The organism is Streptomyces californicus (genome assembly GCF_000717645.1).
In the GTDB taxonomy this organism is placed as follows: domain Bacteria; phylum Actinomycetota; class Actinomycetes; order Streptomycetales; family Streptomycetaceae; genus Streptomyces; species Streptomyces californicus.
In genome coordinates, this window is sequence record NZ_JNZZ01000003.1 from 146,736 (window position 1) to 160,211 (window position 13,476).

Here is a 13,476-nt window from a genome sequence, read left to right on the forward strand (position 1 = left end):
CGCCTCACGACACCGGCAGCCCCGGTGCCGGGTGGGCGTCCATGAGGTCCTTCACCTCGCCCCGTACCTTCGTGATCGCCGCCTCGTCGCCCGTGCGGGCCGCCTCGACCACTGCGGTGATCCAGGTGGCGACCGTGGACATCGCCGAGGCGGGGACCCCCCGGGAGGTGAGGGCGGGGGTGCCGATCCGGATGCCGGAGGGGTCGAAGGGCTTACGGGGGTCGTAGGGGACGGTGTTGTAGTTGACGACGATGCCCGCGCGGTCGAGCGCCTTGGCCGCCACCTTGCCGGAGACGTCCTTGTCGGTGAGGTCGATCAGCAGGAGGTGGTTGTCGGTGCCGCCGGAGACCAGGTCGAAGCCGTGGGCGGTCAACTCCTCCCCCAGCGTACGGGCGTTGGCCACGACCTGGTGGGCGTAGGAGCAGAAGCCGGCGGTGGCGGCTTCGCCGAGGGCCGCCGCGATGGCCGCCGTGGTCTGGTTGTGCGGGCCGCCCTGGAGGCCGGGGAAGACCGCGCGGTCGATGGCGCGGGCGTGTTCGGCGGTGGAGAGGAGCATCGCGCCGCGCGGGCCGCGCAGGGTCTTGTGCGTCGTGGTGGAGACGACGTCGGCGTGACCGGCGGGCGAGGGGTGCGCGCCGCCCGCGATCAGGCCGGCGATGTGCGCGATGTCGGCGACCAGCACGGCGCCGGTCTCACGGGCGATCTCCGCGAAGCCCGCGAAGTCGATCGTGCGGGGAACGGCCGTACCGCCGCAGAAGATGAGCCTGGGCCGTTCGGCGCGGGCCAGGTCGCGGACCTCGTCCAGGTCGATCCGGCCCGTGTCGCGGCGCACCCCGTACCGGACGCCGCGGAACCAGCGGCCGGTGGCGGAGACGTCCCAGCCGTGCGTGAGGTGGCCGCCCATCGGGAGGGACATGCCGAGGACGGTGTCACCGGGCTGGAGGAAGGCCAGGTAGGCGGCGAGGTTGGCCGGGGAGCCGGAGTACGGCTGGACGTTGGCGTGGTCCATGCCGAAGAGGGCCTGGGCGCGGCGGATCGCCAGTGTCTCGACCCGGTCGATGACCTGCTGGCCCTCGTAGTACCGCTTGCCGGGGTAGCCCTCGGAGTACTTGTTCTGGAGCACGGAGCCCGAGGCTTCGAGCACGGCGGCGGAGACGTAGTTCTCGCTCGGGATCAGGCGCAGGGTGTCGGCCTGGAGCCGCTCCTCGGCGCCGATCAGGCCGGCCAGCTCGGGGTCGGACGCGGTGAGCGCCGGATGGCGTGGCGCGGCCGTGTCCGTGGTGGCGGCGGTCGGGGTGCTGGTGCGGGTGGTCATGGAAGACGCCTTCCGGGTCGGCCGCGCGGGGCGGCGTGGACCCGGATGCCCAGGCGGACGGCTCTCCGGAGATGACGCCCCGGGCGGGCCCGGGGTGCGCCGCTTCCTCGTGGTCGGTTCCACGGAGCGCCCCTGCCGGGGCACGCGCCAGTCGCGGCATTCGGCAGTGTAGGGGGTGGGCGGGGGCAATGGTGGGCCGACGTCCGAAGAGGGCGACGTGACCGTGCGTGGCGGGCGGTGGAAACGGGCAGATTCCCGGTGACTTTTCGGCTCGGCGGTGGGGGGACCGTATGGAGTCCGGTGATCGGGGCGCGGCTGCGGGGCGGGGAGCCGGGTTCGGTGGGGGCGTGCCGCCGACGGGCGGGCCGCCCGGTGCGGGAGGCGGGGACGCCGGGTTCGGGGCGCCGCCGCCGCCTTCCCGTGCGCCGTCCGTGGGGCCGCCGCCGGACGGGGCCGCTCTGCGGTCGACCGGGGCGGCGTTGCTCAATCTGAGCGGGCTCGGGCTCGGGTACGCCCTGGTGGGGCGCTGGGGGCGGGCGGTGGTGTGCTGGGCCGCCACCGGGTCGCTGGTGTGGGCGGCGTTGCCCGCCGATCCGGACGGGGTGCCCAAGAGCGTGCTCGTCGGGTATCTGCTGGTGCTGGTGGCCGCCGCCGTCGACGGGGCCCGGATCGCCCGGCGTTCGGCGCTGGGCGGAGCGTGGCGGCCGGTGGTGGCGGTCGGGCTCGGGGTGGTGCTGCTGACCGTGCCGGCGGGCGGGGCGGCGGTGTACGGCTCCGCGCGGGACGAGGCGCGGGAGCGGATGCTGCTGGAGAGGCTGGCAGACGGGGACGAGCGGGTCGAGGCGGCCGGGCGGCAGCCGTACGACGCGGCGAAGGGCACGTACGCGCAGGCGCTCCGCGTCTACCGCGCGCTCGCGGAGGACCACCCGGGCTCCCGGGCCGCGAAGCTCGTGCCGGACCGGCTGGAGGCGTACTACAGAAGCGTCTCCGCCCCGTACGAGCAGAAGCGGCACTGCGAGGCCGTCGCGCCCCTGACCCATCTGCGGACGCTGCCGGAATCGGTGGACCGGAAGCTGCTGGGCGAGCTGGCCTCCTGGCCCGACGAGCCGCTCGCCGAGTCCCTGTACGCGTGCGGGGTGTCGCGCCTGGGCGGGGTGGGCGGCGGCGGCGCGGAGCTGGGCGAGCTGTTGCGTACGTTCCCCGATTCCGCCTCCGCGCGGCAGGTCGGGCCCGCCGTCGAGGAGCGGATCACGGCCCAGGTCGCGGCGTTGAAGGGCGACGAGCCCTGCGCGGCCACCGAGGTCCTGCGGGGCCTCGGCACCACCGCCGCCCAGCTTCCCGACGAGCGGGTGAAGAAGCTGGGGGCCGAGGCCGGCAAGCGTGTCGTGGACGGCGTGTACGCCTGCGGGGTCGATCAGTTCGAGGACGGGAAGTTCGCGGAGGCCCGCACGACGCTGACCGGTTTCTCGCGGGCGTACCGGGACGACGGACGGGTGCGGCGGGCGCGGGACATCGCGACAGCCGCCGAGATAGCCGCCGACCGCCCGGCCGCGGGCAAGCGGCTGCCGCCCGCGAAGCGGCCCGGAGGGCCCCGGATGGAACTCGTCATCAGCAACGACGCGCCCAACACGGTCGAGGTGCTCTACACCGGCCCGGTCACCGGCACCGTCAGCCTGAAGGCGTGCGCCGGCTGCGAGCGGTACAGGGCGTCGGAGGGCTCGCGCCGGGCGTGCCGGGCGAGCGGCAGGGACTACCCGAAGGCGCGGCTCCGGCTCCCCGCCGGCGAGTACCACTTCCTCTACAAGCACGGCACGGGCGCGACCGCCCGGGTGGACAGCTACTCCTCGGGGACGAAGGTCCAGCCGGGCTACACGTACACCAGTTGCACGTACGTCATCGAGCGCAGCCCGTTCGACCTCGACCTGCCGCAACTGCCGGATCCGATCCAGCCGGTCCTCAGCCCTTGGGGCGCGGGTTCCTATCGATGACCCGGCCGTCGAGGCCGGCGGTGAGGAAGGCGCCGCCGTGCGAGTCGGAGACGTACACGCGCAGCACCGGACGGTCGTCGTGGAAGGGCGAGGCGGGGTCCACGATCACGTAACGGCTCTCCGGCGCTTCGACGTTGAGCGTCTTCTCGGCCGTCTTGAGCAGGGCGGGCAGCACGTCCCAGTCGACGCTGTCGAGGTCGATCGTCGTGGTGCCGGAGGTCAGCGTGCCGCCCATGTCGTCGTTCTTCGCCTGCCCGTCGCGGTAGCTGAAGCGGTCGTAGAGCGCGGAGTTGGACTTCAACGGCGCCTCGGCGTAGGCGTGTTCGCCGTAGAGGGTGAAGTCGGTGACCTTCGCCCCTCCCATGAGCGGCTTCATCGCCGCGATCGCGGTGCGCGCCCCGTCCGGGGTCAGCAGGTCCACGGGCGCGGGCGCCTCCTCCGACGCCTCGGCGCCGCCGGTGTCGCCGGGCCCGTCGGACGCGTCGGTCACCGGGGCCGGGGCGGGGGCGGAGACCTGCGGGGCGCTCGCCCGGTCGCGGGGGCGGTCGTCGCTGCCGGAGTCCTTGGAGAACGGGTCGGCCGTCCAGAGGATCGCGCCCGCGATCACCACGGCCGAGACGACGGACGAGGCCGCGCTGATCCTCCACGCCCGGCGCTCGACGCGACGGCCGCGTTCCTGCGGGGCCGCGGCGTAGGGGTTGCCGGGGAAGGGGGCCGAAGCGGGGGCGGAGGGCGGGGAGTTGTAGCCCGTGGGGATGCGGTCCTGGGGGCCTTCGGGGGGCGTGGAGGGACCGGCGGACCCGGAGGGCTTGGAGGACGCGGAAGGCCCGGAGGTCGGGGTGGCGGAGTTTCCGGACGCGGGTGACGGTCCGGTGGGTGGGGTGGCGGCCGACTCGGTGGGCGCGTCGTGCACGGAGCCGGTGTGCGCCGGGCCGGGGTGTACGGAACCGGAGCCTGCCGAGCCCGGGGGTACGGAACCGGGGTGCGCGGAACCGGGGCCTGCCGAGCGCGGGGGTACGGCACCGGCGGACGCGGGCCGCTCCCGTACGGGCTCCGTGGGCGTCGGGGTCGTCCGCGCGCCTCCCGTGGCCGCCTCGGCCAGCAGCCGGTCGAGGGCTTCGGCGTCGGGGCGGGCCGGGATGTCCCGGGTGAGCAGGGCGTTCAGCACCGGGGTGAGCGCCCCGGCCCGTACCGGCGGCGGGATCTCCTCGTCGAGCACGGCGGCCAGGGTGGCCAGGGTGGTGGCCCGGCGCAGCGGGTGGCGGCCCTCGACCGCGACGTACAGCAGCATGCCGAGCGACCAGAGGTCGGACGACGGGTCGCCCTCGGTGCCCCGGATGCGCTCGGGGGCTATGTAGTCGGGCGAGCCGATGAGGGCGCCCGTCATGGTGAGGCTGGTCGATTCGCGGATGGCGGCGATGCCGAAGTCGGTGAGGACGGGGCGGCCGTCGCGGCGCAGCAGGACGTTGGCCGGTTTGACGTCACGGTGCTGGATGCCGCAGGCGTGGGCGGCACGGAGGGCGGAGAGGACGCCGCGTCCCAGTTCGGCGGCGTCGGCGGGCTCCAGGGGGCCGGCGGCGAGCCGGTCGTGCAGGGAGGAGCCGGCCACCAGCTCCATGACGATCCACGGGTAGCCGTCCTCGCCGGGGTCGACGATGTGGTGGACGGTGACCACGTTGGGGTGGTCGACCCGGGCCAGGGCGCGGGCCTCGCGCAGCACCCGGGCGCGCAGGGTCCGGGCGCCCTCGGGGTCGTACTCCGCGAGGGCCGGGTCCGGGGGCCGTACCTCCTTGAGCGCGACATCGCGGTGGAGGGCCTCGTCACGGGCCCGCCAGACCATGCCCATGCCGCCACTGCCGAGCCGCTCCACCAGCGTGAAGCGGCCGTCGATCACCCGTCCCGTGGGAGCCTCTTCGCTCATGGGCCGTAGCGTACGGGGGGCGTACGACTGCGCGTCGGCGGGGCGTTACGGGCGGAAGCGACGGGACGGCGAGCGGAGGCTGCGGGGCGCTGCGGGCAGAAGCGGCGGGGAGTTACGGGCGGAAGCTGCGGGGCGCTGCGGGCGGGGCCGGCCGGTGCGCGACGAAGCCGAGGAGGCCCCCGCCCCCGGGGCCGGGAGGCGTCCGAGGCGTCCCGCTGTCAGGCCGAGGCCCGCTTGCGGGAGGACGCGGTCTTCTTCGCCGTCCCTCCGCTCGACGCGCTCTTCTTCGCCGTCGTCTTCTTCGCGGCCGACCGGCCCCCGCTCGCGCCGCTCCCTCCACGCCCTCCACTCCCGGAGGACTTCTTCGCCGTGGACGTGGACTTCTTCGTCCCCGTCGACTTGGGTGCGGACTTCTTCGCGGCGGAGCCCCCGGAGCGGGTGACCGTCTTGCCGGTCGGGGTCCGGTGCGTGGCCTTCTTCGCGGTCTTCGCGGCGCTCCCGGACGTCTTCGCCGAAGACTTCCCTGACGCGCCCGACGAGGTCTTCCTGATCGGGTGGACCTCCGCCATGTCCCCCTCGTCCGCGCCGCCGTCGCCCTCGCCGTCCGCGGCGGCGTCCTCCTCGCCCCGGGACTTCTTCGCCGCCCGTACGCTGCTCTCCAGGGCCGCGATCAGGTCGATGACCTTGCCGCCGCCGCCCTCCCCCGACTCCGCCGGGCGCACCTCCTCGCCGGACGCCTTCGCGGCGATGAGCTCCTCCACCGCCTCCCGGTAGTCGTCGTGGAGGCTGTCCATGTCGACCTCGCCGAGGGTGTCCATCAGGGCGTCCGCCAGGTCGAGTTCGGCGTCGCGGACGGTGACGTCGCCCTCCGGGGCCACCCCCTCGGGGGCGCGGATCTCGTCCGGCCACAGGAGGCCGTGCATGGCGATCACGTCGTCCACCACGCGCAGCATGCCGAGCCGTTCACGGCCGCGCAGGGCGTACTTGGCGACGGCGACCTTGTTGCTCCGCTTGAGGGCCTCGCGGAGCAGCGTGTACGGCTTGGCGGCGGGGACGCCGTTGGCGGACAGGTAGTACGCCGCGTCCATCTGGAGCGGGTCGATCTGGTCGGCGGGCACGAACGCGACGATCTCGATCGTCTTCGCCGTGGGCAGCGGGAGCTGGGCGAGGTCCTCGTCGGTGATCGGGATCATCGTGCCGTCGGCGTCCTCGTACGCCTTGCCGATCTCGCCGCCGGAGACCTCCTCCTCGTCCAGTTCGCAGACCTTGCGGTACCGGATCCGGCCACCGTCGGCGAGGTGGATCTGCCGGAAGTGGATCGCGTGGTTCTCGGTGGCGTTGACCAGCTTGATCGGGATGCTGACCAGCCCGAACGAGATCGCGCCGTTCCAGATGGACCTCACCGTTCACCCCTTTGTCTGCGAAAGACGCTTTGGGAGGGTTTCGTGTGACTCTTATCGTATGACGCCGATGACCGAGGTGGAGGGGCGACGGATCCCGCTCAGCAATCTCGACAAGGTTCTGTATCCGGCCACCGGGACGACCAAGGGCGAGGTGCTGCACTATTACGCGGCCACGGCGGGCGACGTGATCCTGCCCCACCTGCGCGACCGCCCGGTCTCCTTCCTGCGGTACCCGGACGGGCCCGGCGGCCAGCTCTTCTTCACCAAGAATCCGCCGCCCGGTACGCCCGCCTGGGTGGCCACGGCCCCCGTCCCCCACAGCGAGGACCGGTCCGCCCGGCAGCCGGTCGTGGGCGATCTGGCCTCGCTGATGTGGGCGGCCAACCTGGTGGTGGAGTTCCACACCCCGCAGTGGCGCACCGGCGCACCGGGGCTCGCCGACCGGCTGGTCCTCGACCTGGACCCCGGCGCGCCCGCGACCGTCGTGGAGTGCTGCGCGGTGGCGCTCTGGCTGCGGGAACGCCTCGCGGCCGACGGGCTGACGGCGTACGGGAAGACGTCCGGGTCCAAGGGGCTGCACCTGCTCGTCCCGCTGGAGCCCACCCCGAGCGAGGCGGCGTCCGCGTACGCGAAACGGCTCGCCCAGGAGGCGGAGGCCGCCCTTCCGGAGCTGGCCCTGCACCGGATGAAGCGCGCCCTGCGGCCCGGCAAGGTCTTCGTGGACTTCAGCCAGAACGCCGCGTCGAAGACGACCGCCGCGCCGTACACGCTGCGCGCCCGCCCCGAGCCGACCGTCTCCGCCCCGGTCACCTGGGACGAGATCGCCGGGTGCCGGGAGCCCGGGGCGCTGGTGTTCCGGGCCGGGGACATGGCCGGCCGGCTGGAGCGGTACGGCGATCCGCTCGCCCCGCTGAACGACCCGGAGCAGACGCGTCCGCTGCCGGGATGACCCTCGCCCGGCCCGGCCCGGACGACAGCCCTCGTACGGGAAGGCCCCGTACCTCACAGGAGTCTCACAGCCGAATGGTCTTGACAAGGTCATGACCTCGTTACGGCCCGAGGAAAGGCCACAAGTGGCGGGTGGATTGTCGGATCGGTGGTGCACACTCTGCGCAGGCGCTTTCTCCAAAGCGCGCCAGGACGGGGTGGGAAGGACAGGACGCCGCCGTGGGGCGCGCCGGTCCGGGCGCTGCCGTGATCGTGGGGAGGGGATGGCGTGTTCTCAGGAATCGACGAGGTCGACTGGGCGTCGATGGAGCATGCCTACGGGCCTGCCGACGATGTGCCCCATCTGCTGCGCGGGCTGGCGTCCGACGACCCGGCCGAGCGCGAGGCGGCGCTCGACGGCATGTACGGCGCGGTCCACCACCAGGGCGACGTGTACGCGTGCACGCTCGCGTGCATCCCGTTCCTGTTCGAGCTGGTCGTGGATCCCGGCGTACGGGACCGGGGCGGTGTGGTCGAACTGCTCACCAGCATCGGCGGTTTCGACCTCGACGAGGACGACGAGGCGGAGATCGACGAGGACGAGATCGAGGGCGCCGCGAACTACGCGATGGCGGCCGCCGCCGTCACGGCGGGCGCGGAGGTGTTCGTCGGGCTGATCTCCGATGAGGACCCCGGGGTGCGGCTCGCGGCGCCCCTGGCGCTCGCGACGCTGCACCGGCATCCGGTGCGGGTGCTGGCGCTGCTGCGGGAGCGGCTGCCGGTGGAGCCCGACGAGGAGGTGCGGCTCGCCCTCGTGGAGGCGGCGGGCCGGGTCGCTCTGCGGCACCGGCCGCTGGCGGAGCGGGTCGGCCAGTGGCTGGGCCGGCTGGCGGACCGGGCGGATTCGCCGGGGCTGCGGCTCGCGGCCCTGGCCCAGCTCGCGCGCTGTTCGCCCGACGGGCTGCCCGGCGACGTGGTGCCGGTGGTCTCGGGGCTGCTGCGTGAGATGCGCGCCGCGACGGGCGGCGGGACCGATCCCGGGCGGGACGGCGCGGACGGGGCGGCCACCGGTCCGGAGAGGACCGCGATGAACGCCCGGGCGATGGGCCCGGAGCCGTCCGGCCCCGCGCCCGCCGACGCCGAGGCGGCCGGAACCACCGCAGTCGACACCGGCGCCCCGGACTCCACCACCACCGGCACCACCCCCGCCGGCACCGATGCCCTGGACCTCACCACCGACACCGGCACCATCGGCACCGGCGCCTTGGACTCCACCACCGACACCGGCGCCGCCGGCACCGAGCCCGGAGCGGCGCACCGGGCCGAGCAGACCGCGGCGCCGACGCTCCTGGGGCAGCTCCGCGCCCTGTTCGCCGAGGAGAACGCCGGGCACGCCACGCCCTGGGCGGCCGATCTGCTGCGCACCCTCCACGTCGGCCTGGACGACCGGGTGGCCGACCGCACCGCGCTCCTCGCCGAGCAGTTGCGCAGCCCGGACCGCCATCAGCGGATCGACGCCGTCCGGATGAGCGGCGGGCTGATACGGGCCTGGCGCGGCTCCTACGAGGAGCTGGTGGCGCTCGTCGGCGAGCAGGTGGCCGACCCGGAGCCCCGGCTGGCCGATGCCGCGTCGCACGTGCTGGAGGAGCTGTTCTCCCTCGCCGCGCCCGCGGCCGACGCCCTGGCCGCCCGGCTGGCCGCCGATCCCGGGAGCTGGGTGAAGACGTGGGCGGCCGGCCCGCCCGGCCTCGGCTCCCCCGTCAAGGCCCTGGCCCGCCTCGGCGACCCCCGGGTGCTGCCCGCCCTCGCGGCGGCCCTGGAGCTCCCTCAGGTGCCGCACGACGTGGGGGCCGCGATCGTCCACCTCGGGGAGGCGGCCCGCCCGCTCGCCGGGGCCCTGCGGCACCGGCTCGCGGAGGTGGCGCTGGACGAGGAGGCGTACGACCGGGCGAGTCCGCTGCTGGCCGGGCTGGCCGGGCTGCGGGCGGGCGAGGCGGCCCCCGAGGTGCTGCGGGTGCTGCGCGGGGCGCCGGAGTACCGGGGCGAGTGGCTGCGTACGGCGGCGCTGCGCGCGCTGGGGTCGTTCGGGCCCGCCGCCCGGGAGGCCGTACCGGAGCTGCGGACGCTGCTCCGGAGCCCGGTCGCGGCGGCCCGGACCGAGGCCGCCGAGGCGCTGTGGGCCGTCTCCGGGGACGCCGAGACGGTACTGCCCGTCCTGTCCGAGGGGCTGCGGGCGGACCAGGCGCACGACCGGCGGACGGCCGCGGCGGCCCTGGGGGCGCTCGGCCCGCGCGCCGAGGCGGTCGCGCCCCGGCTGCGCGCGCTGCTCACGCACGGGGAGCTGTGGCTGAGGGTGGACGCGGCGATCGCGCTGTGGCGGGTCACCGGCCGGTCCGGGGAGGCCACCGAGGCCCTGCTCGCCGACTGGGAACGCAGCCGTCACGTCCGGGTCCGGGTGGCAGAATGCCTGGCAGGGACGGGGCCGGTGCCCGAGGGGTCGGCCGCCGCACACGTCCTGCGGAGCGAACTCGCCTCCGTACGCCGTCACAACGCGATGGACGGCGGGTACGGCAGTCATGACATCCACGAGGACGAAAAGCTCCTGGCGCTCTGCCGAACGGCGCTCCGGGGGCCGGGGAAAGGGACCACGACATGATCATCTTCGGTACCAAGGGCTACCTCTACCAGCTGGCCGTCCTGACCATGGTGTGCGGCTGGTGCGGCAATCCGGCGGCGCACACCCTGCGCAAGCGGGTCACGAAGTTCACGCTGTTCTTCGTGCCGCTGTTCCCGTTCTCCACGAAGTACGCCACCCAGTGCACGTTCTGCGGCGGGGAGCGGCAGATACCGAAGGAGGAGGCGGACCGGCTGCTCGCCCAGGCATCGGCCGGGCAGGACGGCGCCGCCTACGGCCAGGCCCCGCAGCAGCCCGGCTTCACGCCGCCCGGCCAGAACCCGTACCAGCGCTGACCCGCGGCCTCCTCCGGTGACCTCCGATCCCGTCGCCGGCGCCGTCCGGGGGCGCGAAGTCGGCCTTGTGGGCGATCGTCCGTTTAGGGTGTGAGACCGCTGCCGCCGTAGAGGAGACGAGGAAACGAGCTGTGCGCCGTCCCCACCGTGTCCCGGCGGCGACCCGTACCGCCGTGTCCGCCGTCGCCGCGCTCGCCCTGCTGACCACCGGTTGCGGCGCGGCCGGCGAGCTGAAGAGCGCGGGGGACGCGCCCTCGGCCGTGGAGCCCCAGGGCCTCTGGCCCGACCTGCCGCCCGCCTCCGCCGCCCCGTACGACTACGGCGAGGGCGAGACGGCCCGTATCCCCGGGGTCCGGGTGACCGGCGGCGACGTACGGCGGCTGGACCCGGTGGCCGTGGCGCAGGCGGGGCTCAAGGCGCGGACGAACCGGGACAGCGGCCTCGACGAGCTGCCGGACTCCACGGTCCGCGCGATCGAGGCGTGCCGGACCGCGCCGGACGACTGCCCGGTCCTGGCCCCGTACTACCGCGACCTCACCGGCGACGGCCGGGACGAGCTGGTGCTCGGCATCCGGATGCCCGACCGGCAGCTCGCCGTACGCGTCTACATGCCGGACGGCGAACGGCTGATCCGGATCATGTCCACCTACGACGCGGTCATCAGCGTGGAGCTGGCGGGCCACGACGTGATCATGCGGGCCCCTTCGGTGATCCCGGGGTACGAGTACCGCACCGCCTGGTCCTGGGACGACCGGCAGCGCGCGATGCTGCCCACCCGGGACGAGATCCTGCGGACGCCGGACCACCGCAAGGCCCCGAAGCCGACGACCGGCCCCTCGTCGCCCGCCGCCCCCTCCGGCTCCCCCTCGGGTGCGCGATGAGGCGGCGCCGGTTCCGCTCGCCCTCCTGGACCGCGAGCCTGACCTGGAAGTCGGCGGTCTTCCTGACCGCCATGTGCTGCACCCTGGCCGCCCTCCTCGGCTTCCTGGTGCACACGGCGGTCACCCGGCAGGTGGTCGAGCAGGCCCGCGAGAAGACGCTGAGCAAGCTGGAGGCGACCACCGACGCCTACGAGGCGGGGGAGCCGCTGCCTCCGGGGTCGGGCGTCGACCCGCCGGGGCTGCCCGGCTCGCTGCGCGCGCTGGCGGCGGGCGGTGAGCGGGGCACCCTCGTCGCGGACGCCCCGCATCCGCGCCACGGGCGGCCGGGGCCCGCCATGTGGGCGGCGGGCCCGGCGGACGGCCGGGCGCTCGCCGCCTGGACGGACTACGGCCACAGCGCCCGCACCATCGCCGGACTCGACCGGGCGATCATCGGCTCCTCCCTGCTGGCCATCGCCGCGACGCTGCTGGCCGGGCTGTTCGCGGTCGGCCGGGTGACCCGCAGACTCCACCAGAGCGCCCGGGTCGCCCGCCGGATCAGCGCGGGCGACCTCGACGCCCGGGTGGCCGACCCCCGGACCGCGCGCCCGGTCCGCGCGCAGGACGAGGTGGCGATCGTGGCGGGCGCGCTCGACACGATGGCCTCCACCCTCCAGCGCAAGCTCCAGACCGAGCAGCGGTTCACCGCCGATGTGGCGCACGAACTGCGCACCCCGCTGACCGGTCTGACGGCCGCCACCGAACTGCTGCCGCCGGGCCGCCCGACGGAGCTGGTGCGCGACCGGGTGCGGGCCATGCGGGCGCTGACGGAGGACCTGCTGGAGATCTCCCGGCTCGACGCGCGGACCGAACAGGTCGACCTCGCCGTGCACGACCTCGGCCCGGTCGCGGAGCGGGTGGTCCGGGCGTCGGGCGCCCCGACCGAGGTGCGGCTCGGCCGCGCGGCCCGGGTGGAGACGGACCGGCGGCGGCTGGAGCGGGTGATCGGCAACCTGGTCGCCAACGCCCACCGGCACGGGGCCCCTCCGGTGGTGCTGGAGGCGGACGGTCCCGTGGTCTCCGTACGCGACCACGGGCCGGGCTTCCCGGCGTATCTGCTGGAGGGCGGTCCGCAGCGGTTCCGTACGGAGGGGGCGGGCAAGGGGCACGGTCTCGGCCTGACCATCGCCCTCGGCCAGGCCGAGGTCATCGGCGCCCGGCTGGAGTTCGCCGAGGCCCCTGACGGCGGGGCGCTCGCCCGGTTGACCCTGCCGGAGTACGTGGCGTTCGACGACGGCGACGGGGACGGAAATCCCGGTGGCGACCGGGGTCCGGACGGCGGGGACGACCCGGACGGCTCAACGCGGGGCTCCCCTCACGGATCGTGACGCGTTGCGGACCGTGTGTGCCGAACCTAGCGTGACGATCACGAGCCCCGCTCGTAACCCCCCACGGTCCCTCTCCTCATCGCATGGAGGCAGCATGTCCCCCCTGTCCCGCCCCTCGCGGCTCCGCCGGCTCGGTCTCTGCGTCGCCACCGGCGCCATCGCGGCGCTGACCGCCGCCGCCCCCGCCGCGGTGGCGGCCGACCCCCAGCCCGTCGGCCAGCGCGCGGAGGCGTCCGCTCCGGACCCGGCGTCCGACGAGCTGTCCGCCTCGGCGATGCAGCGCGAGCACGAGGCGCGGCAGCAGAAGGCCCGCGAGGAGGCGCAGAAGCAGGGGCAGTCGCAGGCACAGCCCGCCGCCCCCAAGCGGACCTACAAGGGCCGCGTCATCGCCAAGCCGTACCTGCTGCTCCGCGACAAGCCGACCCGCAGCAGCCGCGTCGTCGGCTCGGTCGACTACGGCACGGTCGTCAGCATCTTCTGCAAGACCACGGGCGACAACGTCGACGGCAACAACCGTTGGTACCTCCTGAGCGACGGCACCTGGGCCTGGGGTTCGGCGCGCTACATCGAGAACATCGGCTCCGCCCCGCAGACGTGCTGACCCCGCGTCACTCGTAGCGCCGCGTCACTCGCAACGCCGCGTGACCCGCGAGCTTCGCGTCTCTCGCGACGCCGCGTGACGCGCGCGGTCCGCGTCACGCGTG

The 13,476-nt window shown here is 74.8% G+C and carries 10 protein-coding genes; 7 read left to right on the top strand and 3 right to left on the bottom strand.

What is annotated here, in order from left to right; translation table 11 throughout:
* Positions 1 to 4: 4 nt before the first annotated feature.
* Positions 5 to 1,315: a serine hydroxymethyltransferase gene (locus IF19_RS0105600; RefSeq protein WP_030113513.1), complete on the bottom strand. Its 1,311-nt coding sequence runs from the start codon at positions 1,313 to 1,315 to the stop codon at positions 5 to 7.
* 290 nt (positions 1,316 to 1,605) lie between these two features.
* On the opposite strand from IF19_RS0105600, the gene IF19_RS0105605 reads away from it, so the two are divergent.
* On the top strand, positions 1,606 to 3,303 hold the full coding sequence (locus IF19_RS0105605; RefSeq protein WP_234313155.1) for a hypothetical protein: 1,698 nt from the start codon (positions 1,606 to 1,608) through the stop codon (positions 3,301 to 3,303).
* On the opposite strand, the gene IF19_RS0105610 is transcribed toward IF19_RS0105605, so the two are convergent.
* Positions 3,272 to 5,224 (bottom strand): serine/threonine-protein kinase, encoded by a 1,953-nt coding sequence (locus IF19_RS0105610; protein WP_030113516.1) that lies wholly within the window; start codon positions 5,222 to 5,224, stop codon positions 3,272 to 3,274. The genes IF19_RS0105605 and IF19_RS0105610 overlap by 32 nt on opposite strands.
* A gap of 218 nt (positions 5,225 to 5,442) precedes the next feature.
* Entirely contained in the window at positions 5,443 to 6,627 is a 1,185-nt protein-coding gene (ku, locus tag IF19_RS0105615; RefSeq protein WP_030113517.1) for a non-homologous end joining protein Ku, read from the bottom strand.
* Between the two features lie 58 nt (positions 6,628 to 6,685).
* Between ku and ligD the strand changes: the two genes are divergently transcribed.
* From ligD to IF19_RS0105645, 6 genes are all read left to right on the top strand, one after another.
* A complete protein-coding gene (gene ligD / locus IF19_RS0105620; protein ID WP_030113518.1) occupies positions 6,686 to 7,576 on the top strand; it encodes a non-homologous end-joining DNA ligase in 891 nt (296 codons plus the stop codon).
* A 267-nt stretch (positions 7,577 to 7,843) separates the two neighbouring features.
* On the top strand, positions 7,844 to 10,210 hold the full coding sequence (locus IF19_RS0105625; protein WP_030276031.1) for a HEAT repeat domain-containing protein: 2,367 nt from the start codon (positions 7,844 to 7,846) through the stop codon (positions 10,208 to 10,210).
* The gene (locus IF19_RS0105630; protein ID WP_030113521.1) at positions 10,207 to 10,524 is read left to right on the top strand and encodes a zinc ribbon domain-containing protein; all 318 of its coding nucleotides are present in this window, start codon (positions 10,207 to 10,209) and stop codon (positions 10,522 to 10,524) included. The genes IF19_RS0105625 and IF19_RS0105630 overlap by 4 nt, the downstream gene beginning before the upstream one ends.
* A 131-nt stretch (positions 10,525 to 10,655) precedes the next feature.
* Positions 10,656 to 11,405, top strand: a complete 750-nt coding sequence (locus IF19_RS0105635) for a hypothetical protein (protein ID WP_030113522.1) — start codon at positions 10,656 to 10,658, stop codon at positions 11,403 to 11,405.
* Positions 11,402 to 12,772: a sensor histidine kinase gene (locus IF19_RS0105640; protein ID WP_030113523.1), complete on the top strand. Its 1,371-nt coding sequence runs from the start codon at positions 11,402 to 11,404 to the stop codon at positions 12,770 to 12,772. The genes IF19_RS0105635 and IF19_RS0105640 overlap by 4 nt, the downstream gene beginning before the upstream one ends.
* A 94-nt stretch (positions 12,773 to 12,866) precedes the next feature.
* On the top strand, positions 12,867 to 13,373 hold the full coding sequence (locus IF19_RS0105645; RefSeq protein WP_030122158.1) for an SH3 domain-containing protein: 507 nt from the start codon (positions 12,867 to 12,869) through the stop codon (positions 13,371 to 13,373).
* The last annotated feature ends 103 nt before the right edge of the window (positions 13,374 to 13,476 follow it).

What these genes read in the sequence shown, in the direction of transcription:
- IF19_RS0105600 (WP_030113513.1), bottom strand. Translation starts at nt 1,315, where the DNA reads ATGACCACCCGCACCAGCACCCCGACCGCCGCCACCACGGACACGGCC.
- IF19_RS0105605 (WP_234313155.1), top strand. Translation starts at nt 1,606, where the DNA reads ATGGAGTCCGGTGATCGGGGCGCGGCTGCGGGGCGGGGAGCCGGGTTC.
- IF19_RS0105610 (WP_030113516.1), bottom strand. Translation starts at nt 5,224, where the DNA reads ATGAGCGAAGAGGCTCCCACGGGACGGGTGATCGACGGCCGCTTCACG.
- ligD (WP_030113518.1), top strand. Translation starts at nt 6,686, where the DNA reads ATGACGCCGATGACCGAGGTGGAGGGGCGACGGATCCCGCTCAGCAAT.
- IF19_RS0105630 (WP_030113521.1), top strand. Translation starts at nt 10,207, where the DNA reads ATGATCATCTTCGGTACCAAGGGCTACCTCTACCAGCTGGCCGTCCTG.
- IF19_RS0105640 (WP_030113523.1), top strand. Translation starts at nt 11,402, where the DNA reads ATGAGGCGGCGCCGGTTCCGCTCGCCCTCCTGGACCGCGAGCCTGACC.
- IF19_RS0105645 (WP_030122158.1), top strand. Translation starts at nt 12,867, where the DNA reads ATGTCCCCCCTGTCCCGCCCCTCGCGGCTCCGCCGGCTCGGTCTCTGC.